The following is a 23,672-nucleotide window of genomic DNA, read 5'->3' as shown; positions in this document are numbered from 1 at the left end:
ATCGGAGTAGACCATGCGCATCAGCACCCTGAACATCTTCAACACCGCCACCAACCAGCTCGGCACCTTGCAAAGCGGCATCGCGCGCACCCAGATGCAGCTGGCGACCGAGCGCCGCATCCTGACGCCGGCCGACGACCCGGTGGCCTCGGCGCGCGCACTGGAAGTGAGCCAGGCGCAGGAAATGAATGCGCAGTTCGCCACCAACCGCATGAATGCGCGTTCCTCGCTGTCGCATGTGGAGACCACCCTGCAGGATGCGGGCAACCTGCTGCAGGACATCCAGCAGCTGGCGGTCAACGCCGGCAACGGCACCATGGTCAAGACCGACCGCGAGGCGCTGGCGACCGAGCTGGAAGGGCGCCTGGAGGACCTGCTGGGCGTGGCCAACACCACCGACGGTTCGGGCGGCTATCTGTTCTCGGGCTACATGGCGACCACCCAGCCCTTCACCCGCACCCCGGGCGGCGCGCAATACCAGGGCGACCAGGGCCAGCGCCAGCTGCAGGTGGGCGCTTCGCGCAAGCTTCCGCTGTCGGCCTCCGGCAGCGCCGTGTTCGAGGCGATCCCGACCGGCAACGGCAGCTTCCAGACCCAGGCGGCGAGCACCAACACGGGTGCGGCCATCATCTCGTCCGGCTCGGTGACCGACCGCTCGCAGCTGAACGGCCACGACTACGCGCTGAGCTTCACCGTGACCGGCACGCCGGCGGTGACGACCTATACCGTCAACGACACCAGCACCAGCCCGGCGACCGCGGTGCTGAGCAACCAGCCGTATGAGCCGGGCAAGACCATCTCCTTCGGCGGCATGTCCTTCGACATCAAGGGCGCGCCGGCCAACGGCGACAGCTTCACCGTCAAGCCGAGCGAGAAGCAGTCGGTGTTCACCACCGTGACCGACCTGATCGCGGCGCTGCGCGCCCCGGCTGAAGGTTCCAGCGGCAAGGCGGCGCTGACCAACAGCCTGAACACGGCGATGGACAACCTGAAGTCGGCGCACGACAACGTGCTGACCGTGCAGGCCTCGGTGGGGGCGCACCTGAAGGAGCTTGATTACCTGGACAGCGCGGGTGACGACCTCAACATCCATTACGCGAGCACCTTGTCCGACCTGCAGGACCTGGACGTGGTGAAGGCGATCTCGGACTTCCAGCAGCAGCAGACCACCTTGCAGGCGGCGCAGATGTCGTTCAAGACGATGTCGGGGCTGTCGCTGTTCAACTACCTCTGATAGTTGATCCATGCCACGCCGATCGATGCCCGAGCTCCCCGTGCAGGAGGGCAATCCATTTGCCTGAGAACCCAAGCTATGCTCAAAGAATATTTCCTGACAGTACGGTAAATATGTATTCAAGCTGTTAACTTCAGCTTACCCTGTCCCATTGTTGAGTTAGCTCAACAACACATCATATGGGGCGCGATCTGATGCGCAAAGCATGGCTTGGGGCAGGAATTCGCAGCAAAACGATGGCAGTCGGCCTGGGCGGACTGTTTAGTCTCATCGCCAGCATGCTGTCAGCGCATGCCGCAACCACCTACAGCGAGCAGGAAAAGCTGATCCGCGCGCCGCGGGCCTTCACCGCGCTCGGCACCGGCCTGTTCGGCGACAAGGTCAATCTCTACACCGGCAACCTGGAATTCATCCAGACCGACGTCGTCATCCCCGGCAATAGTCCCTTGCGCGTCGGCGTCGGCCGGCGCCTGGAAGCCGGCAGGGACGCGGTGACTGGCGGCCTGTTCGGCCAATGGGACCTGGACATACCGCACCTGCACGGCGTGTACTCGCAGCTGCGCGGATGGGTCGGCGCAGGGAACACGACGACGCGCTGCAGTTCGTTCGGCGCTCCCGGTTCCGTGACGACGAACGATGGCGCCTCCTGGTCCGGGACGGAATTCTGGCATGGCGCTTTCCTGTATGTGCCCGGCATGGGCGACGCGAACGATCGGGTTCACGGGGCATGTTAACGACAATGAGACTGGCCTCATCTATATGCAGCATCGGTACTATGATGCGGTTGCAGGAAGATTTTTGAGCATTGATCCAGTGGTGACGGATTCGAGCAGTGGTCGCAGCTTCAATCGATATGCGTACGTTCTGAATAATCCGTATCGATTTGTCGATCCAGATGGCAGGGACGCGCGAGATAGCCAAATTGCAGAACAAAAGAAGCGCGAGCGTGAGCGTTCATGTGGCGGAGGCGCTTATTGTTCGACTGGATCGCCAGTTCACAATGAGGCAAGCAGTGGTGCTGCCAATCGTGCAAATACGCTAGCTACCGAAATTTCCGAACGTGGGTTTATTTCTGGAAAAGGCGAGGCAGACTGGTTGTATCAGATTAACTCCGACCCAAATCTCGCGGTTACGGTTGATGCTTCTAAACTTACTGTTGCCGCATTGGGTGAGTGGAGTGCGGACCCTAGGGGAGGGTGGATAGCGCCAGGCTACGTTAAAGGCGTGAGTTATTGGGTGCACGGGCAGATAACGATTCGAATAAGGCCGGATGGGACCGTTGGCATTTATAATCAACAGTACCACTATAGAATGCATGCCGATTTTTCGCCGCGAGGAGTGGCAAGAAATATTGCTACGTTTATTGGGGAGCCGTCAGGTAGTTGGAGTAATACTCCGTTCACCATTCGATATGTTGGCAATACTAATCTTGCTAAGTAATAAATTCTATGCGTAAACTAATTTTGGCGTTGCCTTGCTTTATGTTAATCGGCTGTGGTGAGTCGACTGATTTAGGCGGGGGTTATTTTATTAATAAGACGGATGAAGACCATGTCTATATCTCAAAGAAGGAAAATGGAAAGTCATTTGTGGTTATAGAAGAGCAGGTTGTTGATTGGGGAAGGTTTGATGGTTATATTGCCGTCCTTAGAAAAGTCGCGATAAGTCCAGATTGTTATGACGATAAAGGGCGCCGCACAATCATTACACACTATTCAGATGAATCTCAATTTTGGATTATAAATTTGAAGGATAGTGTTGAAGCAGGGCCGTTCAGTGAGAGTGAATATCGTGAGGAGTTGAAGAAGCTTGGTGTTCGTTATGTAAATTTAGATGTTCCAAAAGATTATGTTTCGAACTCTGAGCAGTTTGAGAAAATAAAAAAGAATTGCTTGGTGAAGTAGCGCTGAACCCGGATGGGTGACATTCAAATACGAGCTCGGAAAGAGGCGGGGTCAAAGAGGCGCAAGAGGCGGGGTCAGGTCTGACATTCGGGCGCAAGAGGCGGGGTCAGGTCTGACATTCGGACACAACCTCTGCCTTAGGGCGCAAGAGGCGGGGTCAGGTCTGACATTCGGACACAACCTCTGCCTTATAAGAGGCGGGGTCAGGTCTGACATTCGGACACGACCTCAGCATTCGGGGGCAGGTCTGACATTCTGACACGACCTCAGCATTAGCGAGGCAGGGTCAGGCCTGACTTCCAGGCGCGACCTCTGCCTTAATTTTCGGGATACAAAGCCGGCCAGAATGTACAGTTGAGGTCGTGTCCGATTGTCAGACCTGGCCCCATTTTCCTGCGATCCAGCAGATGTGGCAGGCAAGACTCCGGCGGAAATTGGGCAGGTGGCAACGGGCGCGGGTTTGGTGCCGAAGGGGCCAGATCCATTAGGAGGTAGAGGCGCATTCGTTGATCCCTTAACGGGTGAGCAGCGTGTCCTTGTCCATGGCGACCATGCGCATGTCAACGACGCCAACGGTAATCGTCTTGATGTTAATGGGAACCAGGTGAAGCCTGAGTCGTCAGAAGCGCATCTACCGATTAAACCTCCGCCCCCACCCACACAACCTTAAACAAACCAATATGAATACGAAGATGACGCGATTTCATGACTGGACCCTTGTCGATGTTGCATTCGAGTGGGCCCAAGCAAGCGTAGCTGTGGCGCTAAACGGGCCCACTTCGCGATGTGTGCTCTTGGCGGAGGACGTTTCGTTGCTAGAAATGCCGCGTGAAGAGCCTTGGGGAAGGAGCGTTAGTGTGAATAGCCTTTTGATTGATGACATTCCGGATGGAGATAAGCAGTCTCTCGAAATCGAGATGCAGTCAGGGGATGTCATTCGAGTCAAAGCAAAAAAAATTACGGTGCAAGAAAAGCCCTGACGGTTTAAGTGCACTGCGACGTCCACTGCAACATCAATTGCAACGTCCACTCCAACGTCCACTGTCAGGGCAGGTATTTCCAGGACAGGATGAGAAACGTATCGCCACGACGAGTCGTGGCGATACGGCGCGCGGCTTTTCCTTGAAACTCAAGGCAAGCCCCGAGCCCCCTACCGTGGGCGGTAGAAATTACCCTTCTTTTTAAACAAAAAAATCGGTTTGCCTAAGACAAACGCATGTCGGGCGGACGATTCTTGAGCATCGATCCAGTTGTGAGCGATGCGAACACCGGCCGAAATTTCAATCGATATGCCTAGGTAGGCCAGGGCGGGGTCAGGTCTGACATTCGGACACGACCTCAGCATTAGTGCCCAATTTATGCTTTTAGTCACATGCACAAAGGCCGGAGTGAGATCGGCACAATTCGACAGGGCCGATTGGCTGACTGGTGTCTGAATTTGAGCTTGATTCATTTTCAAATGTTCAACTACCTCTAAGGGGCCGACTGCGCCGGCGGGCGAGGTAAAATTACCCGAAGTGAATTCTTTCGGGAGCCTGCCTTGCCTTCAATGAAACAACTCGCCGCGGCCGTGCTGCTCGCCGGCGTCCTGGACGGCGCGCATGCCGCCGACAAGATCGCGGTCGACGTCGCGCTGACCCAGGCGACGCTGATCGATGTCGCCAGCGGCACCCGCACCAAAGGCCAGTCCGTGCTCCTCAAGGGCGACACCATTGTCGCCGTGGTCAAGGACGCGGAGCTGAAGCGCTACGCTCCCAGGAAAACCATCAAGCTGCCCGGCAAATACCTGATGCCCGGCCTGTGGGACACGCATGTCCACTTCGGCGGGGGTGAGGCGCTCATCGAAGAAAACAAACAACTCCTTCCGCTTTATCTCGCGCACGGCATCACGACGGTGCGCGATTGCGCGGGCGACCTGGCCGACACCGTGCTGTCCTGGCGCCAGCAAATCGCCGAGGGCAAGCTGGCTGGGCCCACCATCTTTACTTCCGGTCCCAAGCTGGAAGGGCTCAAGCCCATGTGGAAGGGGACGATCGAAGTTGGTTCTCCCGAAGAAGTTGGCAAGGCACTGGACAAGCTCCAGGCCATGAAGGTCGATTTCGTGAAGATCACCGAAAACACGATGACGTCGGAAACCTACCTGGCGGCGCTGCGCCAGGCCAAGGAGCGCGGCATGCGCACTTCGGCTCACCTGCCGGGACAAATCCCGCTGGCGCGCGCGTTCGAGGCCGGGCTGGGTACGGTCGAACACCAGAGCTACCTGCTGCGCGCCACCACGCCGCGCGAAGCCGAGCTGGTAGAACAGTTCACCGCCGGCAAGCTGACCGGGCGCGAGGCCATGCGGCTCAGCCTGGAGAGCTACGACGAGGCGACCGCGCGCCGCGCCTTCCGCCACATGGCTGCGCAAGGGACGGCGGTGGTGCCGACCTTGTGGGGATCGCGTATCACCGCCTACCTGGACCAGGAAAGCCACTACGGCGACGACTACCTCAAATACATCGGCAAGGGCCTGCGCGCGACCTATGACTGGCGCGTCGAGCGCGCCGCCAAGGACGGCCCGGAAGCGATCGCGCTGCGCCACGCCATCTTCGAGAAGTCGGCGCAGCTCCTGCCGCTGCTCCAGCAGGAGGGCGTGAGCATCATCGCCGGCACCGATGCAGGCTTCCTCAACTCGTTCAACTACCCGGGGCAGGCGCTGCACGACGAGATTGCCCTATTCGTGCGGTATGGCTTGAGCCCGCAGCAGGCCTTGCAAAGCGCCGTGGTGAACGGGCCGCGTTTCCTCGGCAAGCTGGATCGCTACGGCAGCATTCAAACGGGGAAGGCGGCCGATCTGCTGGTGCTCGATGCCGACCCGCTGGCCGACATCGGAGCGACCCGCAAGATCCGCATGGTTGTCAGCCGCGGGGAAGTGCATGACCGCGCGCGTCTCGACCAGATGCTGGATGACACGCGCCGTAAGATCGCGGAAAGTCAGTGACGCGGAATTCTGGAAAGCCATGGGACTGACGAGCCAAGCGTCCGGCGAAATCCTGCATCCGGGCTTTGCTCGCGTCACGGGCGGGCAAGAACTTGGGCACCGGCCTTCGCCGGTGCGACGGTCTTGGGGTTGGTGGAAGAAAGTCAGTCCGGTAAACGCGAGGCCGGTAGTTCCTTGACGCGTGCGAACCACGCCAGCAGGCACGGATAGCCCTCTAGTGGCAACCCCGCCTGTTCCATGGTCATGAGCGGTGCCGCCACGGCGTAGTCCGCCAGCGTCGCCTGGCCGCCGACCAGCCATTCGCGCGTGGAAAGATGATGATCCAGCACGGCGGCGGCCTGCGCCAGCTCGGCCGTACCGCAGGCCAGCGCGAGCGGATCCGGGGCGCCCCCTTCGATCATTTGCTTGCCAACCTGCTCCCACACCAGTACCGAGATCGCCGGCGAGAATTGCTGGCACGCCCAGAACATCCAGCGCTTGACGCAAGTGCGCGCCACCAGGCCATGCGGATAGAGATTGCGGTCCGCGGCGTCGAAGCGGATGCCGGGATGCGCGGCCAAAACGGGATGATGATCGAGCTGCATAGCCTTCTCCGTGCAAGATTGATGAGAAGGCAATGCTAAAGGGGGGCAGTGACAGATCCTGTCAGGAGTGTTCGCGGCCTCAGCCCGGCGCCGGCCGCGCCGGAGCCAGCGTCGCCGGCGCGGGCGACCGCGTCGCTCCCGCCCGCGGGATCGCGCGTCCCGCCTCGATGCCCTGGTTGAACAGGTTGAGGATAGGCGTGCCCAGGTAGGGCATGACCAGGCTCAGGGTCAGGAAACCCACGCCCAGGGTGATCGGAAAACCGATACCGAAGATGTTCAGCTGCGGCGCGGCGCGCGTCAGGATGCCCAGCGCCACGTTGGTGATCAGGAGCGCGGCCACGATCGGCAGCGACAGCTGCAGCCCGGCCGAAAAGATGCGCGACCCCCAGCGCACCAGCTCCAGCGGCGCATTGCCGGAAAAGGGCGTGCTGGAGATCGGCAAGGTCACGAAGCTCTCGGCCAGCGCCGCCAGCAGCACCAGGTGCGCGTTGACGGCCAGGAAGGCCATGGTCGAGACCAGGGCCATGAACTGGGCCACGGCCGCCGAGCGGCCGCGTGTGTTGGGGTCGAAGGAGATGGCGAAGCCCAGGCCCATGGACATGCTGGCGACCTCGCCGGCGTATTCGATGGCGGCGAACACGATGCGCATCGCGAAGCCCATCGCCACGCCGATCAGCAGTTCCTTCACCAGGATCAGGAGGCCCGCCCACGAGGTCGGGTCCATGGCGGGAATCGCCGGCACGGTGGGCGCGATCACGGCCGCCAGCAGCACGCCGAGCGAGACCTTGATCGACACCGGCACGCCGGCATTGCCGAACAGGGGCGCGGCCGCGATCAGGCCCAGGATGCGCGTCAGGGGCCAGATCAGCCCCGCGATCCAGGCGTTGATTTCCGCCGACGTCAGCGCCAGCACGCGCTTATCCGATCAGGCCGGGGATGCCCGTGAACACCTGGCGCATGTAGTCGAGCATCACCGACAGCATCCACGGTCCCGCCACCACCAGGGCGACAAAGATGCCGACCAGCTTGGGGATGAAGGACAGGGTCGCCTCGTTGATCTGGGTGGCGGCCTGGAAGATGCTGACGATCAGGCCGATGATCAGCGCCACCAGCAGCAGCGGCGCCGACACCATCAGGGTTACTTCCATGGCCGTGCGGCCCATGGTCATCACGCTTTCGGGAGTCATGCCTGGTTCCTCAGTAGAAGCTCTGGGACAGCGAGCCCAGCAGGAGTTGCCAGCCGTCGACCAGCACGAACAGCATCAGCTTGAACGGCAGCGAGATCACGGCCGGCGACATCATCATCATACCCATCGACATCAGCACCGACGCCACCACCATGTCGATGATCAGGAAGGGAATGAAGATGGCGAAGCCGATCTGGAAGGCCGTCTTCAGCTCGCTGGTGACGAAGGCCGGGATCAGCACGCGCAGCGGGATGTCCTCCGGTCCCTGCAGGGCCGGCGAGCGCGAGATCTTGACGAACAGCGCCAGGTCGGACTGGCGGGTCTGCTTGACCATGAATTCCTTGAGCGGCACCACGCCGCGGTTCATGGCTTCCGTCATCTGGATCCGGTTCTCCTGCAGCGGCACATAGGCCTCGGTATAGATGCGGTCGAACGTCGGGCCCATCACGAACAAGGTCAGGAACAGGGCCAGGCCCACCATCACCTGGTTCGGCGGCGCGGTCTGGGTGCCGATCGCCTGGCGCAGCAGGGACAGCACGATGATGATGCGCGTGAAGCTGGTCATCATCAGCAGCGCTGCCGGCAGGAAGGTGAGCGAGGTGAGCAGCAGCAGGGTCTGCACCGGCAGCGAGTACTGGGTGCCGCCGCCCGGGGCCGGGCTGGTGTTGAAGGCCGGGATGCCGGACTGGGCGGCTGCCAGCAGGGGCAGCAGCGCCAGGCCGACCGCCAGCCAGGTTTTCTTATTTCGCATTGCGTTTGTCGATCGTATTCTTGAGCCAGTCCGAGAAGCTGCCGGCGGAGGGCGTGGCGGCCGCCACGGTTGCCGTGCCTTCCACGCCTTCCTGGCGCGGCATGGTGGCCAGCGCATTGATGCGGCCGGGCGAAGCGCCGACCACGATCCACTGGTTGCCGACCTCGACCACCACGATGCGCTCGCGCGCGCCGAGGTTGAGGGCGCCCACCAGGCGCAGGTTGGCGTTACTGCCGCCCATCATCTTGGGTGCGAAGCGCTTCAGGAACCAGGCCAGGCCGGCCAGCACGGCCAGCACCAGCACCAGGGCCAGGATGGTCTGCATCAGGCTGCCGGCCGCAGGGCTGGTGGGCGAGGACGGCAGTGCGGCGCGCGGCGTCTGCTGTTCAGGAGCAGGAGCCGGCGCAGTGATTGGCGCTTGCGCCGCAGGCGCGGGCGCCTGGTCGGCCGGCAGAGGAGCCGGGACCGGGGCGGTGTTCGTGGTGGTGAGCGAGGGAGCCGGACGGGCCGGCGCCGGCGGGCGGCCGGTGGTGGTTTCGCCGGGACGGCGCGGGGTAGTGGCAGGTTCTTGGGCGGCCGGCGCCGGCGCGGGAGCGGCCGGCGTTTCAGGCGCGGGTGTCGCTGGGGCAGGCGCGGGCGCGGGTTGCTCGACAGCAGGCGCGGCCTGCGCGGCGGGTTCGGCCGGCAGCGGGGCGGCGCAGGCGGCCAGCGGCGCGAACAGCATTGCCGCCGCCAAAGCACGTAGGGTGGACGGCGTTGCCGTCCACGCGTCCAGGCGTCGTTCGCCGGAGGTGCCGGCGCGGGTTGAACGCGTGGACGGGAAAGCCGTCCACCCTACGGTGATCGCGACGTTGCGCTTGGTCATTTATTCAGTTTTCGGATCCGTTCAGATGGCGTGATGATATCAGTGAGTCGGATACCGAACTTGTCGTTCACGACCACGACCTCGCCCTGCGCGATCAGGCAGCCGTTGACCAGCACGTCCATCGGCTCGCCGGCCAGGCCGTCCAGCTCGACCACCGAGCCCTGCGCCAGCTGCAGCAGGTTCTTGATGGCGATCTTGGTGCGGCCCAGTTCCACCGTCAGCTGGACCGGGATGTCGAGGATGAAGTCGATGTCGTTCGGGGTCTCGTTGCGCGCGCCCTTGTTCGAGAAATCCTGGAACACGGCAGCGGCCGGGGCGGCTGCCGCCGTCTGCTGCTGGCGCTCGAGCGCCGCCGCTTCGGCCGCGGCCTGCTCGGCAATCGCCGCGCCCCAATCGTCGTCGAGGCTGCCCTGATCGTCCTGGGTGTCAGACATGATGCTCTCCTGTATTGCTTATTTGCTGAATGTGTCGCTGTTGGCGAGCAGTTTCTCGACCTTCAGCGCATATTGACCGTTGTGCACGCCGTAGCTGCAATCCATCACGGGGACGCCGTCCACCGTGGCCTGCAGGGTTTGCGGCACGCTGAGGGGGATGACGTCGCCCACCTTCATGTTGAGAATCTCGTCGAAGTTCGCCTTGCCGTGGCCCAACACCGCCACCAGCTCGACCTCGGCCACCTGGATCTGCTGGGTCATCAGGCGCACCCAGCGCTTGTCGACTTCCAGGGCCTCGCCCTGGATGCTCGAGGTCAGCGCATCGCGGATCGGCTCGATCATCGAGTAGGGCATGCAGAAGTGGATCTGGCCCGACACCGAGCCCAGCTCGACCGTGAAGGTGCAGGACACCACGACCTCGTTCGGGGTCGCGATGTTGGCGAACTGCGTGTTCATCTCGGAACGGATGTACTCGAACTCGATCGGGTACACCGGTTCCCACGACTTGGCATAGGCCTCGAACACGATGTCGAGGATGCGCATGATGATGCGCTGCTCGGTCTGGGTAAAGTCGCGGCCTTCCACGCGCGTGTGGAAGCGGCCGTCGCCGCCGAACAGGTTGTCCACCAGCAGGAACACCAGGCCCGGATCGAAGACCATCAGCGCAGTGCCGCGCAGGGGCTTCATGTGGATCAGGTTCAGGTTGGTGGGGACCACCAGGTTGCGGATGAATTCGCTGTACTTCGAGACCCGCACCGAGCCCACCGAGACTTCGGCGCTGCGGCGCAGGAAGTTGAACAGGCCGACCCGCAGATACCTGGCGAAACGCTCGTTGATGATCTCGAGCGTCGGCATGCGGCCGCGGACGATCCGCTCCTGCGTTGCCAGGTTATATGTGCGTACCCCCGAGGTGTCTTCAGGCGTCGCAATGTCGTCCTGATCGCCGTTGACCCCTTTTAAGAGGGCATCGACTTCTTCCTGTGAGAGGAAATTATCGGCCATGGTGCTTCTTTACTGGATGATAAACGAAGTAAACAATACGTCGGTCACGTCCTGCTCGTCGCCATCTTTCTCGAAAGGCTGCTGGACGGCCGCCAGGATCTCGGCCGCCAGCTGCTGCTTGCCCTCGACGGTGCTGATCTCGGACGCCTTCTTGCCGGACAAGAGCAGCAGCACGCGGTTGCGCACCACGGCCATGTTGTCCTTCACCAATTGAACCTGTTCGGCGCCGGCGACCTGCAAGGTGAACTGTACCTGCAAATACTGTTCGCCGTTTTCCGGCTGCAGGTTCACGGTGAAGGCCTCGACCGGGACGTACTCGGCCTTGACGTCCTCGTCATGCTTTTTCTTCTTGCTCTTCTTGCTTTCCTTGGCCGGGGCTTCCTCGGCGTGCGCGCCGGACTGGCTGAAGTACCAGCCGCCGCCCGCGCCCGCGCCGAGCACCAGGACCGCCGCGGCGACCATGATGATCAGCTTCTTCTTCGAGCCGGTGGGCGCCGCTGCTGCCGCATCCGCCTTCGGATCGGCCTTCGTTTTCGGATTCGCTTTCAAGATCTTCCTACTGCCTGTTGGTTGTGTCCGTCATTATGGCATTGTCGCGGATAGATGCGTCTGGGCAAGCTTTGAAAAGAGGGGAGAAGAGGCGGCTTTCTCCACGATTGTTGCGTCGACGTGATGGCGGAATGGAAAAAAGCTGCCTCCACGCACCCTAAAAACCGTCGCCCCGGCGAAGGCCGGGGCCCAAGTTAAGCGTTTCGACAGCGCATGCAAACTTGGGCCCCGGCCTGCGCCGGGGCGACGGTCTTCAAGCTAACTAAATACCGTTACGCGAAGGTGTCGACCATGCCGCGGTCGCCCACCGCTACGGTACGAGCGCTACGCGGTGCGCTCTCCGTCGAATTCCCGTTGCCGCCCGCATCGCGGCCGTTGCCATTCAGCCCGGAGGCGCCGCCATTGCCACGGCGCTCCCCATCCTGCGAAGCCTGGCGCTGGTCCGGCATGCCCGCATCCACCGTCGCATTACCCAGCGCGATACCGCTCTCGCTCATCATCTCGCGCAGTTTGGGAATCGCGCTTTCCAGGGCCTGGCGCACCTCCAGCTGGTTCGACGAGAACTGCACGCTGGCCTGGTCGTTGCTCACGTTCAGCACCACCTGCACCGGGCCGAGATCCGGCGGGTTCAGGGTCAGGGTGGCGGCTTGTTCCTTGCCGACCATGTAGACGATGCGCTGGCTGACCTGGTTGTCCCAGCCCTGGCTGCCCACCCGCGCCGGGATGCGGTCGGCCGGCACGGCGGCCGGCTGCACGGTTTCCAGCTTGGCGGCCTGGGCCTGCAGCTGGGTGACGCTCGGGGCCGGCGCTTCGGCGGCGGCCTGCTGCTGGCTCGCTTCGCGCAGCTGGGCCTGGAACTGGCCGGCGTCCGGCTTGGCCTGCGGCATCGAGGCCGCATCCTCGCCGGCAGGCAGCTCGACAGGCGCGCGCTCGACGCCGGTCGCCGCGGCGAGGCCGGTCGATGCGGTGTCCCGGGGCAGGGCTTCGGCCTCGAGCGCCAGGCCGTCCTGGCCTGCCTTGATCTGCTGGAAGGCCGACTCCAGCGCGTCGGCCGGCGCGGCTTCCGCTGCCACCGGTGCGGCTGGGGCCGGCTGGGCCAGGCTGGCCATGAAGGCCAGCATGTCGGTCACGGGCGCCGTGGCGGCCTCGGCGGCTGCGCTGGCCGCTGCCGCGTCCTTGCTTTCCTCGCTGCCTTCGGCCGCATCCGCGTTCGCGGTCTTGGCCGCCGGGGCCTCGTCCCTGGACGTTGCCTGGGTCTGCTTGGCCGGCTCGCGATTCGCGGTGCGCTGCGCCTGGGCCGGCTTGTCGCCAGCATTCGGCTTGGCGGCGGCCGCTTTGTTCTGCTGGGCGGCCGGGGCAGGGGCCATCTGCTGCTGCGGCATCGCCTGGCGCTGCGCGAGCTCGCGCGAGAGCGTGGCGCCGAAGGCCTTGCCGCCGTCGGCGGCCGCGCCCGGCAGCGCGTTGGCGCGCTGCAGTTGGGAACCTGCGGCGTTGGCGCCGGCAACCTGGAACGGAAGGGTGGTGGTCTGCATCGTCATGATAGGTTCAGCGTTTGTAGAAGGCGCCACGGGCCGCGTGGTCGTCCATCAGTTTCTGGTCGCGCTTGTTCTCGATCTTTAAAGTCTCGGCCGCGGCGCGTTCGCTCAAGGTGCGGTAGGACAGGCGCTTGCGCTCGCTTTCCTGCCATGCCGTCTTTTCCACACTGGCCTTGTACTGCGCGTGCTTGATGACTTCGCGCTGGCCATTGAGCGCGTTGTCCAGCTTGCCGATGAAGGCAACAAAATTGTGATACGCGAAGGGCGTGATGCCGGCCAGCTGGGCCGCATCCAGCTTGCGCGCGTACTCGTCGCGGTAGCCGACCAGCATCTCCAGCTTCTGCTCGGCCTCCTCGACCGCCTTCAGGGCGACGCCGAGGCGCTTGGCGGCAGCGTCGGATTCGCGCTGGGCCAGGTCAATGAGAGTTTCGAGGGCGGAAGCTTGGGCCATAATGGATCACAGTATAGTTCCGCCAAGCATCCCCTCATCACTGGAATAGAGAGGTAAGTTGCCCCAAGCTCTCGGGCAAGCCCACGTTGTCGTGGATTTCCTGGCACAGGAAGCCCTCGATGTCGCCGTGCTTGGCGATGGCCTGGTCCAGCACCGGATCGCTGCCTGGGGCATAGGCGCCGACGCTGATCAGGTCGCGCGAGCGCTGGTAGCGCGAGTACAGCTGCTTGAGCTTGCGCGCCGCCAGCTGGTGTTCGTGGGTGGTGATGCCGTGCATGGCGCGCGAGATCGATTGCTCGATGTCGATCGCCGGATAGTGGCCGGCCTCGGCCAGGTGGCGGTTCAGCACGATGTGGCCGTCCAGGATACCGCGCGCCGCATCCGCGATCGGGTCCTGCTGGTCGTCGCCCTCGGACAGCACCGTATAGAAGGCGGTGATCGAGCCGCCGCCCTCGACGCCGTTGCCGGCGCGTTCGACCAGCACCGGCAGCTTGGCGAACACCGACGGCGGATAGCCCTTGGTGGCGGGCGGCTCGCCGATGGCCAGGGCGATCTCGCGCTGGGCCATGGCGTAGCGGGTCAGCGAATCCATGATGAGCAGGACGTTCTTGCCCTGGTCGCGGAAGTGCTCGGCAATCGCCGTGGCATAGGCGGCGCCCTGCAGGCGCATCAGGGGAGGGGCGTCGGCCGGCGCGGCCACCACGGCCGAGCGAGCGCGGCCGTCCGGGCCCAGGATCTGCTCGATGAATTCCTTCACCTCGCGGCCCCGTTCGCCGATCAGGCCGACCACGATGACTTCGGCTTCGGTATAGCGCGCGATCATCCCGAGCAGCACAGACTTACCGACACCGGTACCGGCGAACAGGCCCAGGCGCTGGCCGCGGCCCACGGTGAGCATGGCGTTGATGGCGCGCACGCCCACGTCCAGGGTGTCCTTGATCGGCGCGCGGTCGAGCGGGTTGACCGGGCGGGCATTCAGCGGCGCCACTTCGTGGGTGCCGAGCGGGCCCAGGCCGTCGAGCGGGCGGCCGGCGCCGTCCACCACCCGGCCCAGCAGCTGCTCGCCCACCGGCAGGTGGCGCGCGCGGTCGCTCGGGCGGCGGCGCGGGTGCGGCACGCTGCCCGGCTTGGGCAGCACGCTCTCCACCGGGAACACGCGCGAGCCGGGCACCACGCCTTCGACGTCGCTCTGCGGCATCAGGAACAGGCGCTCGCCCTCGAAGCCGACCACTTCGGCCTCGATGTGACCGTTGGCGGTCGGGATGGTGCAGGCGCTGCCCACCGCCAGGCGCAGGCCGACGCATTCCATCACCAGGCCGGCCACGCGCGTCACGCGTCCCGAGACCTGCATCGGCTCGGCGAAGCCCACCAGGGCGTCGCAGTCGCGCAGGAAGGATTTCCAGCGTGCGGTGTGGCGGTCGGCGGTCGTGCTCATCTTACTGTCCCATCCATTCGACATTCGCGCCCAGCGCATGCGTCAGGCGGTGCCAGCGGGCCTGGGCCTGGGCATCGATCTGGTTGCTCGCGGTCTCGACCTTGCAGCCGCCGCGCGCGATGCCGGCGTCTTCGATGATGCGCCAGCCGCCCTTGGTCAGCTCGTCGGCCATGCCCTGGCGCACAATCAGGGCATCTTCCGGGTGCAGGCTCAGCAGCGCAGGCTGCTGCAGCACCGGCAGGTAGCCGATGGCTTCGCGCACGATGGGGACGATCAGCTCGGGGCGCACATCGAAGGCGGTGCGCACCATGCCGCGCGCCAGGCGCAGGGCCAGTTCCAGCACGTCGGCGGCGATGGTCTCGTCGGCTGCGGCGACCGCGTCGCCGAAGGTGGCGGCGATCGAACGCATCTGCTCCAGCTCGGCGGCCGACTCGGTCTGGCCGGCTTCGGCGCCGTCGGCATAGCCCTGGGCGCGGCCCTCGGCATAGCCTTGCTCGCGGCCTTCCTGCAAGCCTTGCAGGTAGCCTTCCTGGCGTGCGGCTTCGCGCATCGCCTCGATTTCTTCCACGCTCGGCAACACCACCTGGGGGACGATCTCCACCGGGGCAGGAGCGGGCTGCTCCTCGCGCTGGGCACTTCGGCGCTCCTTGTCGAAGGAGGCCATTTCCCAGCGCTGGTAGGCGCTCTGCAGTTCTTTCGGAATCACCATCAGACGAAGGAATCCTCACCTTTACCGCCCAGCACGATCTGGCCTTCGTCAGCCAGGCGGCGGACGATCTGCAGGATCTGCTTCTGCTGGGTTTCCACTTCCGACAGGCGCACCGGACCTTTCGATTCCAGGTCCTCGCGCATCATTTCGCTGGCACGCTGCGACATGTTCTTGAAGATTTTCTCGCGCAGGTCCTGCGAGGCGCCTTTCAGCGCGATGATCAGCATCTCCGACTGCACTTCGCGCAGCAGCAGCTGGATGCCGCGGTCGTCGATGTCGATGATGTTGTCGAACACGAACATCTCGTCCATGATCTTCTGCGCCATGTCGTTGTCGTAGTTCTTGATGTTGTCCATGACGGCCGCTTCCTGCTCGCCGCTCATGAAGTTCAAGATCTCGGCAGCGGTGCGCACGCCGCCCAGCGACGATTTCTTGATGTTCTCGTTGCCCGACAGCAGCTTGGTCAGCACGTCGTTCAGCTCGCGCAAGGCGGCCGGCTGCACGCCGTCCAGGGTGGCGATACGCAGCACCACGTCGTTACGCAAGCGCTCGGTAAAGTGTGACAGGATTTCGCAGGACTGGTCGCGCTCGAGGTGCACCAGGATGGTGGCGATGATCTGCGGGTGCTCGTTGCGGATCAGTTCCGCGACCGAGGTCGAGTCCATCCACTTCAGGCTCTCGATACCCGAGGCGTCCTTGCCGCCCAGGATACGGTTGAGCAGCACGGCGGCCTTGTCGTCGCCCAGCGCCTTGGTCAGCACCTGGCGGATGTATTCGTCCGAATCCAGGCCCACGGTCGAGTGCAGGTTGGTTTCCACGACGAAGTCTTCCAGCACCGTCACCACCTGCTCGTGCTGCACCGCCTTCATCTGCGCCATCGCGGCGCCCAGCTTGAGCACTTCGCGCGGGCCGAGGAACTTCATCACCTCGGCCGCTTCGGCCTCGCCCAGCGCCAGCATCAGGATCGCCGCCTTGTTGGTGGCGTCTTTGTCTTTATCACTCATTGGAACCCAACCATGCCTTGATTACGTTTGCGACGATGCGCGGATCTTCGCGCGCCAGGTCCTGCGCCACTTTCAGGTTGGCGCGGTAGCCCTGCGCCCGGCGTTGCTGCTCGACTTCCTCGACTTCTTCCTGCATCGCTTCCTCGGCCGCGGCGGCGGCTTCGGCCTCGGCTTCCTCGTCGATCTTTTCCTCTTCCGGGATCGCGGTGGCCTCGTCGAACTTCTTGATCGCCGGGCGCAGCAGCGGGCGCAGGAAGCGGAAGTAGAGGAAGGCGATCACGGCGGCGACAAAAGCGTAGCGGGCGACTTCCTTGAACAGCGGGAAGTTGGCCGGGTCGCTCCACCATTCCATAGGCTTGATGTCCTCGGCCGGCTTGTCGACGCCGTCGAACGGGGCATTGGCCACGTTCAGGGTGTCGCCGCGCTGCTGGTTATAGCCCATCGCCTGCTTGACCAGCTCGTTGATCTGGGCCACTTCGGCGGCCGCCAGCGGACGCACAGTGACCTTGCCGGTCTTCGGATCGACGATGCGGCGGTAGTTCACCACCACGCCCACGGTCAGGCGCTTGATGCCGCCCATCGGACGCTGTTCGTAGCGGATGGTCTTGTCGACTTCGTAGTTGGTGGTCGAATCCTTGCGGCTCGGGCCGGCGGCGGGCTGGGCGCCGTTCGGCGGCAGCTGGCCTTCGACCGGGGCCGCGTTCACGCCCGGCGGCTGGTTCGACAGCGCGCCCGGGATGCCCGAGGCGCCGGCGCCTTGCTGGGTCGATTCCGAGGTCTGCTGGCTGCGGATCGCCTGCGGCTCCGGCGGCGAATTCGGCTTGTACATCTCGGCCGCGGTGTCGACCTGGGCGAAGTCGATCTCGGCGGTGGCTTCGGCACGCACATTGCCTTCGCCGACGATCGGCTTGATGATCGATTCCACCTGCTTGATGATGTTCTGCTGGACCGTGTCGACGTACTTGAGCTGGGTGGCGTCGAGCTGCTTGCTGCCGGCGCCCTTGTTCGAGGTGTCCGAGAGCAGGGTGCCGTTCTGGTCGACCACGGTCACGTTGCCGATGGTCAGTTCCGGCACGCTGGAAGCGACCAGGTGCACGATGGCGCTGACCTGGCCCGGATCGAGGGCGCGGCCCGGCTGCAGGTTGAGCAGGACGGAAGCGGTGGGCTTTTGCTGGTCGCGCACGAAGACCGAGGGCTTTGGCAGCGCCAGGTGGACGCGCGCATTGCTGACCGAGCCGAGCGACTGGATGGAGCGCGCCAGCTCGCCTTCGAGCGAGCGCTGGTAATTGACCTGTTCCAGGAACTGGGACGTGCCCAGTTTCTGGTTTTCCATCAGTTCGAAACCGACGTTGCCGCCCTTGGGCAGGCCCTGGGCCGCCAGCTTCAGGCGCAGGTCGTGGATCTGCTCGGCCGGCACCAGGATCGCGCTGCCGCCTTCGGAGAATTTGTACGGAACCGCCATCTGGTCCAGCGCGGCGGTGATGGCGCCGCCGTCGCGGTCGCTGTAGTTCGAGAACAGCACGCGGTATTCCGGCGCCTGGCTCCACATCCAGACCGCCACCATGATCGCCAGGATGATGGCCACGCCGCCGCCCGCCGCGACGCGCTTGCCCATCGTCGTCTGGAAAAAGGTCGGGGCCGCGGCCGGTGCCGAGTCAGGGGTGTCGATCAGTTCTTCCGCTGCTGCTGCCATGGTGGTTGTCTGTGGGTGGATTAGGGGAGCTCAGGCAGCATTATGGAGCCGTAGGGCAACATCCAAATGGGGAAACAGGGGGACTTTTCCCGCCTTCTTCACGCTTCGGTTTCGCCCCGGCGCTGATATTCTGACAGCCTGAGATCAAAGGGTTTGATTCTACAAGGCAATAATAGGCAGGAGAAGAACATGAGTATTGGCGGCATCGGCGGCATCGACAGCAGCCGCATCCAGGCGATGATGGAGCAATTGAAGGCGGCGGCGACCAAGCCGGCTTCGGTCGTCCCGACCGCGCCGGCCGGCCTCGGCGGCATCGGCGGCGACAAGCCCGTGGCCAAGCTCGACTTCGCCGACGCCTTGCAGTCCACCTTGCAGGAAGTGAGCAACAAGTCCAGGCAGGCGGAAGAAATCGGCAAGCGCTTCGCCATGGGGGACGACACGGTCAGCCTGTCGGACACCATGATCGCCATGCAGAAATCCAGTATCGCCTTCCAGGCCACCGTCCAGGTGCGCAACAAGCTGGTGTCGGCTTATCACGACATCATGAACATGCAGGTTTGACGGCGGACAAGCTCGCAGGGGCAGGAGCCCGTTTGCGCTGTATGGATCAGTAGTTTGACTTTAATTCAGCGATGCCAGACGATGCGGGATTCTTATGCTCATCTATGTCCCAGGCTACGCTCTTCTCTCCGCACTTTGATGGATGGGAGCGTTAGTGCATGCGTCTCCGTAGTCGCCCTGTTCGCACTGTTGCGCGGCGTGTCTTGACGAGGATTCGCATCTAGCAAAGGGAGCCATCGGCTCCCTTTGTCGTGTAGGCTGGCACCTTATCCAAAGAGGCCAGGAGGGCCTGGCGCTCAGGCGCGCGCGCCAGGCTTGGCCAGATGCCAGGCGACCAGGGCATTGGCGTGGCCGTGGCCGATGCCATGCTCGTTTTTCAGCCAGTTCACCATCTCCATGTGTTTCATTCCGGTCTTGTCGCCCAGAAGACCGAGCCAGTGCGCCACCGGCTGGCCGTATTTCTTTTCGATCGAGGGGATATAGGACGCCGGTCCTGTCGCTTTCTGATCCGTCATGTTCAGCTCCTGAAGTAAGGAAGTGCGGCTGCCTTCCTCCTGCCACGACGAACGGCGCGCTCCGGTTTCGACATCCGGATTGCATATTCTTCAGCCGCGGGCGAGGAAGGCGGCGACCCGTTGCGCCACCCAGGTTTCCCGTTCCTTGTGCGGCACGTGACGCACGTCCGGAATCAGTTCCAGCTCGGCCGGCCCGGCTACGCCTTGCGCGATGCGGCGCGGATGTTCAGGGGATCCATATTCATCCTCCACCCCGTGCAGCACCAGCGCCGGGCAGCGCACCTCGGGCAGCACGGCGTCCAGCGACCAGCCGGCAAAGCCCGGCGCCAGCCAGGTGTCGAGCCAGGCGTGCAAGACCCAGGCCGCCTTGTCGCCGTGATAGCGGGCAAGGCGCTCCAGGCTGCCCAGCCGGCGGAACGCGTCCTGCGCCACCAGGAGCCCCGCACGGGTGCGGTCTTCCACGAAGGCCTGGGCCGATTCGGTCACCAGGGCCGCGCAGGCTTGCGCAAACCCGGCCGCGCAATGGACCGCCATGCCGCCGCCGACGCTGTGCCCGAAAAGTGCGAAATGCTCCAGGCCGAAATGCTCGCGCACGAGGGCGAAGCCCTGTTGCGCCTCCTGGGCGATGAAGCCGTGGGGCAGGACGCCGCCGCGCGGGCTGGAACGGCCGAAGCCCAGGCGGTCGTAGGCGATGACGCTGCGTCCGCTCGCCGCCGCCAGGGCGGCCGGAAAGCTGCGCCAGAGTTCGACGCAGCCGAGGGAATCGTGCAGCAGCACGATGGGCGCGGTCCTCGCCGCCCCCTGCCAGGCGCGTGCGAACAGGAAGCCGTCTCCTGCGGGAATATGGTGGTCGGTGATGCGGAGTTCGTTCACGCAGTGCTTCCATGGATGCGGATTCCGCATTATCGCACCGGCCGTTCGCCAACCACGCGCCGTTCGGCCGTTCGGGCCGCTACCTCTACGGCCGCGCCAGCTACGCGTTCTGATCATTACTGCATGGCCGCAAGGCCATGTGCTACCTCGGCACCGGGCCGCTGATGCGGCCCGGTTTCTTTTTGGCAGCGCCATGTGAACGCTAGCTCCTAGCAGGATTCACAGTTGACAGTCCAGTGTCGGAATTTTTTACGCTGTGTCCTAAAAATTAGAGCAGTTTGACAGTTCTCCCTCTGGAGCCTTGGCCTGGCACGCGAATTGCATAAAAGAAGGCGTAGTTGACCAAAATCAAAACTAGAGGAAAATATGAAACAGTTCATGAAATTCGTCACCGCCGCCGCCATCTTTGCCGCTTCGGCCGCCGCAAGCGCTTCCCCGATCATCACTGATATCGACTCTACCTATAACGCGGGCAACCAGACCATCGCTGCCGGCGGATCGGCCAGCTGGACCTTCGACTTCACCCTTGCCCCCTACAACTTCGTCACCGTCCGCGATTCCATCAGCTGGGCCGAGCTGACCCTGAAACTGAAGGATGTCGGCGGCTCGAACCAGGGCGGCCTCGAGACCTTCTCCTTCCTGGTCGGTCCGGGCAATGTCCTGGTCGGCAGCGGCAGCAACGTCCCCAACGGCGAGACCCCCTACGGCCCCTACGAGATCACCGGCTCCTCGCTGACTTCGCTGAGCGACACCGGCCAGCTGCTGGTAACGGTCAAGTCGAACACCGGCACCAGTTTCAACTGGCACAGCGCTACCCTCAAGGCCACCTATGTGCGCGGCGAAGACCCGGTCGATCCGGGCCAGGTGCCGGAACCGCTGAGCGTGGCGCTGTTCGGCCTGGGCCTGGCCGGCATCGCCGCCGTACGCCGCAAGGCTTGAACGGTTCGGCAGCAGGAATGACAACGGCCGCCCTCGGGCGGCCGTTTTTCATGATGCATCAGGCTGCTTTCTTGCGGTGGAAAGCGACCGGCGTTTCGCGCGGCGCCGGCTCCGGCAACAGGGAGGCGAGGGTGTGGCGGTCCAGCTCGTCCAGGTAGGCCTTGGTGGCGCTGCCCAGCACGCCCTTGAGGCGGCAGGCCTGGACCAGGCCGCAAGGCGTGCCTTCGGGGTCGAAGCACTCGGCCATGTAGAAATCGCTTTCGCTCATGCGCACCACGGCCCCGATATTGATGTCCTCGGGCTCGTGCGCCAGCCGGAAGCCGCCGTTGCGGCCGCGGATGGTCTCGACCACGCCGTTGCGCGCCAGTTCGTTCACCACCTTCATCAGGTGGTTCTTCGAGATGCTGTGCAGGTCGGCGATCTCCTGGATCGTGACCAGGCGGTCGCGGTTGCTCCCCAGGTGCAGCAGGGTGCGCAGGGTGTAGTCGGTGAAGGAAGTCAGGCGCATGATCGTTCAAGTATAGCGCATTCGCCCGTTGGCCGAAGGCCACCCCCGGCTGCATTTTTTACATGTCTTAACTTGCCGGATCGGCCACGCCCGTTTCAAGATGGAGAACGGGCACCCGCCTGCGTCCGTCCAACCAGGAGCACGACCATGCATACGATTTCCTCCGCCGTCCATATCATGCACGCCGATCCGGTGATGACTGTCGGCCTGCATGCCATCCTCGCCGAACTGCCCGAGCTGCGCGTCAGCACCAGCCTGCGCCAGCCGGAGGGACAGCGCGTCGCGCGCGTGCTGGTGGCCGACTACGACACGGGCATCGCACTGGCGCGCCGTCCCATGCCGGAAGCCCTGCGCCACCCGGCGGTGCTGATCGTCACCCAGCTCGACAAGGAATGGGAAGTGCGCATCGCGATGGACGCCGGCGTGCACGGCTATGTGCTGCAGTCGAGCCGCCCGGAGGAAGTGCAGAAGGCGGTCGCCGCCCTGGCGCAGGGCCAGCGCTATCTCACCGAATCGGTCACGCGCAGCGTGGCCGACAGCCTGAGCCGCGAAACCCTCACCGGGCGCGAAACCGACGTCCTGCAGCTGCTGGCCCAGGGCTGCTGCAACAAGTCGATCGCCCGCAAGCTGGGCATCGGCGTGGGCACGGTCAAGACCCACGTGAAGGGCGTGATGAGCAAGCTGGACGCCACCGCGCGCACCCACGCGGTGGTGGTCGCCACCCAGCGCGGCCTGATCCGCCCGGGCGGCAGCGTGCACCAGGCCACCTATTCCTGATTCCTTCCGCGGCTAGAGCAGGCCGCGCGCCAGCGCCCGCAGCGTGGCTGCCGGGCGCGTGGCGCAGCCGAGTTCCTCCAGGGCGCGCTCCAGGTGCGCGCGCACCGCGCCGGCACTGAGGCGCATGGCGCGCGCCGCCGCGCGTTCGCTTTCTCCCCGGCTGATCCGCAGCAGCACTTCCCGTTCGCGCGCCGACAGCGCGGCCGGCACGGACGCGATTTCCTGGCTGGCCGCCGCTGTCACCAGCGCCACCGCCTCGCGGTCGAAGCGGCCGCCCGCCGCCTGGGTATCGAGCAGGGCGGTGGCGGCCACTTCCTCGTGGGCCGCGCGCCATGGACGCGGCGCGCGCAGCGCGGCGTGGGCCGCGGCGGCGGCCAGGATGCGCTGCGGCTGTCCCAGGACCGCGGCGTCCATCCCCCGGTAGTAACCGCTGCCGTCGAGCCGTTCGTAGGCTTGGGAGGCGAGCGCGCCATCCTCTTCCAGGCCGGGAATGCGCCCGAGCAGCTGCCCGGTCAAGTAGGGCGCGCGCCGCGCCGCCTCGCGTGCGTCCCCTTCCAGCCTGTTCGCTCCTTGCCACACCCGATTCGGCACGCCGGCGCGGCCCAGGCCGTGCAGCAGCGCGGCGCGCACCAGGCTGCGCTGGACGGCGTCCGGCAGGCCGGCCAGGACCGCCGCTTCGCGCGCCAGGAAGGCCACCCGGCGTCCATAGCCGGCCAGCCAGGGCAGCTTGAGTTCGACGGCATCGGCCACCGGCGCCAGCGGCGCCGACAGCGGAAGGAAGGCAGGGGCGATGGCGCTGTCCTCCGGCTGCCCCAGTTGCTCCAGCCAGGCGCCGGCGTGCTGTGCCGCCAGCTGCGCCAGCGCGGCGGGATAGCGGCGCCCGGCCAGGCGCGCGATCATGGCCAGCGCGGCGTCCAGGCCATGGGTGCGCGCCAGCAGTTCGAGGTCGCCCGCCAGCGCGGCGATCTGGCCTGTCTCGGCGCCGCGCGCGAACAGGTGGCGCAGGGCGTGTTCCACCGCCGCGGGCAGGCCCAGCATGGCGGCCAGTTCGCCCGCGACTTCGGCGTGGGCGGCGGCCAGCGCGGCGCCGCCGCGAAAGGAGCGTGGAGCAAAGGGATCGGCGAGCAGGGCGCGGCGCCCGCCGATGTCGTCGCCGAGCAGGGCGGCGAAGCCGGGGGCGGT

27 protein-coding genes are annotated in these 23,672 nt (G+C 64.5%); 9 read left to right on the top strand and 18 right to left on the bottom strand.

The annotated features are described in order from the left end of the window. Positions 1 to 13: 13 nt before the first annotated feature. The 6 genes from flgL to KBW95_RS10045 all read left to right on the top strand — a co-directional run bounded on the left by flgL (position 14) and on the right by KBW95_RS10045 (position 6,118). Positions 14 to 1,234, top strand: coding sequence for a flagellar hook-associated protein FlgL (gene flgL, locus KBW95_RS10070; protein ID WP_211528150.1), 1,221 nt, complete (start codon positions 14 to 16; stop codon positions 1,232 to 1,234). A gap of 236 nt (positions 1,235 to 1,470) precedes the next feature. Beyond that, on the top strand, positions 1,471 to 1,968 hold the full coding sequence (locus KBW95_RS10065; RefSeq protein WP_211528149.1) for a hypothetical protein: 498 nt from the start codon (positions 1,471 to 1,473) through the stop codon (positions 1,966 to 1,968). Continuing rightward, on the top strand, positions 1,871 to 2,674 hold the full coding sequence (locus KBW95_RS10060; RefSeq protein WP_307727501.1) for an RHS repeat-associated core domain-containing protein: 804 nt from the start codon (positions 1,871 to 1,873) through the stop codon (positions 2,672 to 2,674). The genes KBW95_RS10065 and KBW95_RS10060 overlap by 98 nt, the downstream gene beginning before the upstream one ends. Before the next feature lie 8 nt (positions 2,675 to 2,682). Next, entirely contained in the window at positions 2,683 to 3,138 is a 456-nt protein-coding gene (locus KBW95_RS10055) for a DUF3997 domain-containing protein (protein WP_211523790.1), read from the top strand. A gap of 680 nt (positions 3,139 to 3,818) precedes the next feature. Continuing rightward, positions 3,819 to 4,118, top strand: a complete 300-nt coding sequence (locus KBW95_RS10050) for a hypothetical protein (protein ID WP_211523789.1) — start codon at positions 3,819 to 3,821, stop codon at positions 4,116 to 4,118. A 569-nt stretch (positions 4,119 to 4,687) separates the two neighbouring features. Further along, on the top strand, positions 4,688 to 6,118 hold the full coding sequence (locus KBW95_RS10045; protein ID WP_229429657.1) for an amidohydrolase family protein: 1,431 nt from the start codon (positions 4,688 to 4,690) through the stop codon (positions 6,116 to 6,118). A gap of 143 nt (positions 6,119 to 6,261) precedes the next feature. Here KBW95_RS10045 and KBW95_RS10040 read toward each other — a convergent pair whose 3' ends face one another. From KBW95_RS10040 to fliF, 14 genes are all read right to left on the bottom strand, one after another. After that, positions 6,262 to 6,702, bottom strand: coding sequence for a glutathione S-transferase family protein (locus KBW95_RS10040; protein WP_211523787.1), 441 nt, complete (start codon positions 6,700 to 6,702; stop codon positions 6,262 to 6,264). A 79-nt stretch (positions 6,703 to 6,781) separates the two neighbouring features. Continuing rightward, positions 6,782 to 7,615, bottom strand: coding sequence for a flagellar biosynthetic protein FliR (gene fliR / locus KBW95_RS10035; protein ID WP_211523786.1), 834 nt, complete (start codon positions 7,613 to 7,615; stop codon positions 6,782 to 6,784). Positions 7,616 to 7,619: 4 nt separating this feature from the next. Continuing rightward, positions 7,620 to 7,889: a flagellar biosynthesis protein FliQ gene (gene fliQ, locus KBW95_RS10030; RefSeq protein WP_211523785.1), complete on the bottom strand. Its 270-nt coding sequence runs from the start codon at positions 7,887 to 7,889 to the stop codon at positions 7,620 to 7,622. Between the two features lie 10 nt (positions 7,890 to 7,899). Continuing rightward, positions 7,900 to 8,640: a flagellar type III secretion system pore protein FliP gene (gene fliP / locus KBW95_RS10025; RefSeq protein WP_211523784.1), complete on the bottom strand. Its 741-nt coding sequence runs from the start codon at positions 8,638 to 8,640 to the stop codon at positions 7,900 to 7,902. Next, positions 8,630 to 9,505, bottom strand: coding sequence for a flagellar biosynthetic protein FliO (gene fliO / locus KBW95_RS24730; protein WP_211528147.1), 876 nt, complete (start codon positions 9,503 to 9,505; stop codon positions 8,630 to 8,632). Before fliO ends, fliP begins: the two co-directional genes overlap by 11 nt. Then, positions 9,502 to 9,939 carry a flagellar motor switch protein FliN gene (gene fliN, locus KBW95_RS10015; RefSeq protein ID WP_211527019.1) on the bottom strand — a complete coding sequence of 146 codons (438 nt, stop codon included), beginning with the start codon at positions 9,937 to 9,939 and terminating at the stop codon, positions 9,502 to 9,504. The genes fliO and fliN overlap by 4 nt, the downstream gene beginning before the upstream one ends. Before the next feature lie 18 nt (positions 9,940 to 9,957). Then, entirely contained in the window at positions 9,958 to 10,941 is a 984-nt protein-coding gene (gene fliM, locus KBW95_RS10010) for a flagellar motor switch protein FliM (RefSeq protein ID WP_211527018.1), read from the bottom strand. Between the two features lie 9 nt (positions 10,942 to 10,950). After that, the gene (fliL, locus tag KBW95_RS10005) at positions 10,951 to 11,490 is read right to left on the bottom strand and encodes a flagellar basal body-associated protein FliL (protein ID WP_211528146.1); all 540 of its coding nucleotides are present in this window, start codon (positions 11,488 to 11,490) and stop codon (positions 10,951 to 10,953) included. A gap of 272 nt (positions 11,491 to 11,762) precedes the next feature. Beyond that, on the bottom strand, positions 11,763 to 13,028 hold the full coding sequence (locus tag KBW95_RS10000) for a flagellar hook-length control protein FliK (protein ID WP_211528145.1): 1,266 nt from the start codon (positions 13,026 to 13,028) through the stop codon (positions 11,763 to 11,765). A 7-nt stretch (positions 13,029 to 13,035) separates the two neighbouring features. Next, on the bottom strand, positions 13,036 to 13,476 hold the full coding sequence (gene fliJ, locus KBW95_RS09995; protein ID WP_211527015.1) for a flagellar export protein FliJ: 441 nt from the start codon (positions 13,474 to 13,476) through the stop codon (positions 13,036 to 13,038). Between the two features lie 37 nt (positions 13,477 to 13,513). Next, on the bottom strand, positions 13,514 to 14,911 hold the full coding sequence (gene fliI, locus KBW95_RS09990) for a flagellar protein export ATPase FliI (RefSeq protein WP_211527014.1): 1,398 nt from the start codon (positions 14,909 to 14,911) through the stop codon (positions 13,514 to 13,516). Position 14,912: 1 nt separating this feature from the next. After that, positions 14,913 to 15,620, bottom strand: coding sequence for a flagellar assembly protein FliH (fliH, locus tag KBW95_RS09985; RefSeq protein ID WP_211528144.1), 708 nt, complete (start codon positions 15,618 to 15,620; stop codon positions 14,913 to 14,915). Further along, positions 15,620 to 16,624, bottom strand: coding sequence for a flagellar motor switch protein FliG (gene fliG / locus KBW95_RS09980; protein ID WP_211527012.1), 1,005 nt, complete (start codon positions 16,622 to 16,624; stop codon positions 15,620 to 15,622). The genes fliH and fliG overlap by 1 nt, the downstream gene beginning before the upstream one ends. Further along, complete coding sequence (gene fliF, locus KBW95_RS09975; RefSeq protein WP_211527011.1) at positions 16,617 to 18,317, bottom strand: flagellar basal-body MS-ring/collar protein FliF; 1,701 nt, start codon at positions 18,315 to 18,317, stop codon at positions 16,617 to 16,619. The genes fliG and fliF overlap by 8 nt, the downstream gene beginning before the upstream one ends. A gap of 189 nt (positions 18,318 to 18,506) precedes the next feature. Between fliF and fliE the strand changes: the two genes are divergently transcribed. After that, on the top strand, positions 18,507 to 18,878 hold the full coding sequence (gene fliE, locus KBW95_RS09970; protein WP_211527010.1) for a flagellar hook-basal body complex protein FliE: 372 nt from the start codon (positions 18,507 to 18,509) through the stop codon (positions 18,876 to 18,878). A gap of 296 nt (positions 18,879 to 19,174) precedes the next feature. Here fliE and KBW95_RS09965 read toward each other — a convergent pair whose 3' ends face one another. Beyond that, a complete protein-coding gene (locus tag KBW95_RS09965; RefSeq protein WP_211528143.1) occupies positions 19,175 to 19,393 on the bottom strand; it encodes a DUF4287 domain-containing protein in 219 nt (72 codons plus the stop codon). 90 nt (positions 19,394 to 19,483) lie between these two features. Further along, positions 19,484 to 20,296 (bottom strand): alpha/beta fold hydrolase, encoded by an 813-nt coding sequence (locus tag KBW95_RS09960; RefSeq protein ID WP_211527008.1) that lies wholly within the window; start codon positions 20,294 to 20,296, stop codon positions 19,484 to 19,486. Positions 20,297 to 20,644: 348 nt separating this feature from the next. Between KBW95_RS09960 and KBW95_RS09955 the strand changes: the two genes are divergently transcribed. Further along, the gene (locus tag KBW95_RS09955) at positions 20,645 to 21,205 is read left to right on the top strand and encodes a PEP-CTERM sorting domain-containing protein (protein ID WP_211527007.1); all 561 of its coding nucleotides are present in this window, start codon (positions 20,645 to 20,647) and stop codon (positions 21,203 to 21,205) included. 58 nt (positions 21,206 to 21,263) lie between these two features. On the opposite strand, the gene KBW95_RS09950 is transcribed toward KBW95_RS09955, so the two are convergent. Further along, the gene (locus KBW95_RS09950) at positions 21,264 to 21,713 is read right to left on the bottom strand and encodes an Rrf2 family transcriptional regulator (protein WP_211527006.1); all 450 of its coding nucleotides are present in this window, start codon (positions 21,711 to 21,713) and stop codon (positions 21,264 to 21,266) included. Positions 21,714 to 21,860: 147 nt separating this feature from the next. On the opposite strand from KBW95_RS09950, the gene KBW95_RS09945 reads away from it, so the two are divergent. Further along, a complete protein-coding gene (locus tag KBW95_RS09945; RefSeq protein WP_229429656.1) occupies positions 21,861 to 22,490 on the top strand; it encodes a response regulator transcription factor in 630 nt (209 codons plus the stop codon). Positions 22,491 to 22,502: 12 nt separating this feature from the next. Here the strand turns inward: KBW95_RS09945 and KBW95_RS09940 are convergent. Then, positions 22,503 to 23,672: HD domain-containing phosphohydrolase (locus KBW95_RS09940; protein ID WP_211528142.1), on the bottom strand; the 1,170-nt coding region annotated here is incomplete at its 5' end.

Source organism: Massilia sp. ZL223, from assembly GCF_018119395.1.
Classification (GTDB): Bacteria; Pseudomonadota; Gammaproteobacteria; order Burkholderiales; family Burkholderiaceae_D; genus Telluria.
The sequence above is the reverse complement of the archived record's forward strand: the minus strand, read 5'-3'. Positions and strand labels throughout refer to the sequence as shown.

What these genes read in the sequence shown, in the direction of transcription:
- KBW95_RS10000 (WP_211528145.1), bottom strand. Translation starts at nt 13,028, where the DNA reads ATGACGATGCAGACCACCACCCTTCCGTTCCAGGTTGCCGGCGCCAAC.
- fliP (WP_211523784.1), bottom strand. Translation starts at nt 8,640, where the DNA reads ATGCGAAATAAGAAAACCTGGCTGGCGGTCGGCCTGGCGCTGCTGCCC.
- KBW95_RS10060 (WP_307727501.1), top strand. Translation starts at nt 1,871, where the DNA reads ATGGCGCCTCCTGGTCCGGGACGGAATTCTGGCATGGCGCTTTCCTGT.
- KBW95_RS10040 (WP_211523787.1), bottom strand. Translation starts at nt 6,702, where the DNA reads ATGCAGCTCGATCATCATCCCGTTTTGGCCGCGCATCCCGGCATCCGC.
- fliQ (WP_211523785.1), bottom strand. Translation starts at nt 7,889, where the DNA reads ATGACTCCCGAAAGCGTGATGACCATGGGCCGCACGGCCATGGAAGTA.
- fliF (WP_211527011.1), bottom strand. Translation starts at nt 18,317, where the DNA reads ATGGCAGCAGCAGCGGAAGAACTGATCGACACCCCTGACTCGGCACCG.
- KBW95_RS10045 (WP_229429657.1), top strand. Translation starts at nt 4,688, where the DNA reads ATGAAACAACTCGCCGCGGCCGTGCTGCTCGCCGGCGTCCTGGACGGC.
- fliI (WP_211527014.1), bottom strand. Translation starts at nt 14,911, where the DNA reads ATGAGCACGACCGCCGACCGCCACACCGCACGCTGGAAATCCTTCCTG.
- fliH (WP_211528144.1), bottom strand. Translation starts at nt 15,620, where the DNA reads ATGGTGATTCCGAAAGAACTGCAGAGCGCCTACCAGCGCTGGGAAATG.
- flgL (WP_211528150.1), top strand. Translation starts at nt 14, where the DNA reads ATGCGCATCAGCACCCTGAACATCTTCAACACCGCCACCAACCAGCTC.
- fliG (WP_211527012.1), bottom strand. Translation starts at nt 16,624, where the DNA reads ATGAGTGATAAAGACAAAGACGCCACCAACAAGGCGGCGATCCTGATG.
- KBW95_RS09950 (WP_211527006.1), bottom strand. Translation starts at nt 21,713, where the DNA reads ATGCGCCTGACTTCCTTCACCGACTACACCCTGCGCACCCTGCTGCAC.
- fliO (WP_211528147.1), bottom strand. Translation starts at nt 9,505, where the DNA reads ATGACCAAGCGCAACGTCGCGATCACCGTAGGGTGGACGGCTTTCCCG.
- fliJ (WP_211527015.1), bottom strand. Translation starts at nt 13,476, where the DNA reads ATGGCCCAAGCTTCCGCCCTCGAAACTCTCATTGACCTGGCCCAGCGC.
- KBW95_RS10065 (WP_211528149.1), top strand. Translation starts at nt 1,471, where the DNA reads ATGGCAGTCGGCCTGGGCGGACTGTTTAGTCTCATCGCCAGCATGCTG.
- KBW95_RS09945 (WP_229429656.1), top strand. Translation starts at nt 21,861, where the DNA reads ATGCATACGATTTCCTCCGCCGTCCATATCATGCACGCCGATCCGGTG.
- fliE (WP_211527010.1), top strand. Translation starts at nt 18,507, where the DNA reads ATGAGTATTGGCGGCATCGGCGGCATCGACAGCAGCCGCATCCAGGCG.
- fliM (WP_211527018.1), bottom strand. Translation starts at nt 10,941, where the DNA reads ATGGCCGATAATTTCCTCTCACAGGAAGAAGTCGATGCCCTCTTAAAA.
- fliN (WP_211527019.1), bottom strand. Translation starts at nt 9,939, where the DNA reads ATGTCTGACACCCAGGACGATCAGGGCAGCCTCGACGACGATTGGGGC.
- KBW95_RS09965 (WP_211528143.1), bottom strand. Translation starts at nt 19,393, where the DNA reads ATGACGGATCAGAAAGCGACAGGACCGGCGTCCTATATCCCCTCGATC.
- KBW95_RS10055 (WP_211523790.1), top strand. Translation starts at nt 2,683, where the DNA reads ATGCGTAAACTAATTTTGGCGTTGCCTTGCTTTATGTTAATCGGCTGT.
- KBW95_RS09955 (WP_211527007.1), top strand. Translation starts at nt 20,645, where the DNA reads ATGAAATTCGTCACCGCCGCCGCCATCTTTGCCGCTTCGGCCGCCGCA.
- KBW95_RS09960 (WP_211527008.1), bottom strand. Translation starts at nt 20,296, where the DNA reads ATGCGGAATCCGCATCCATGGAAGCACTGCGTGAACGAACTCCGCATC.
- KBW95_RS10050 (WP_211523789.1), top strand. Translation starts at nt 3,819, where the DNA reads ATGAATACGAAGATGACGCGATTTCATGACTGGACCCTTGTCGATGTT.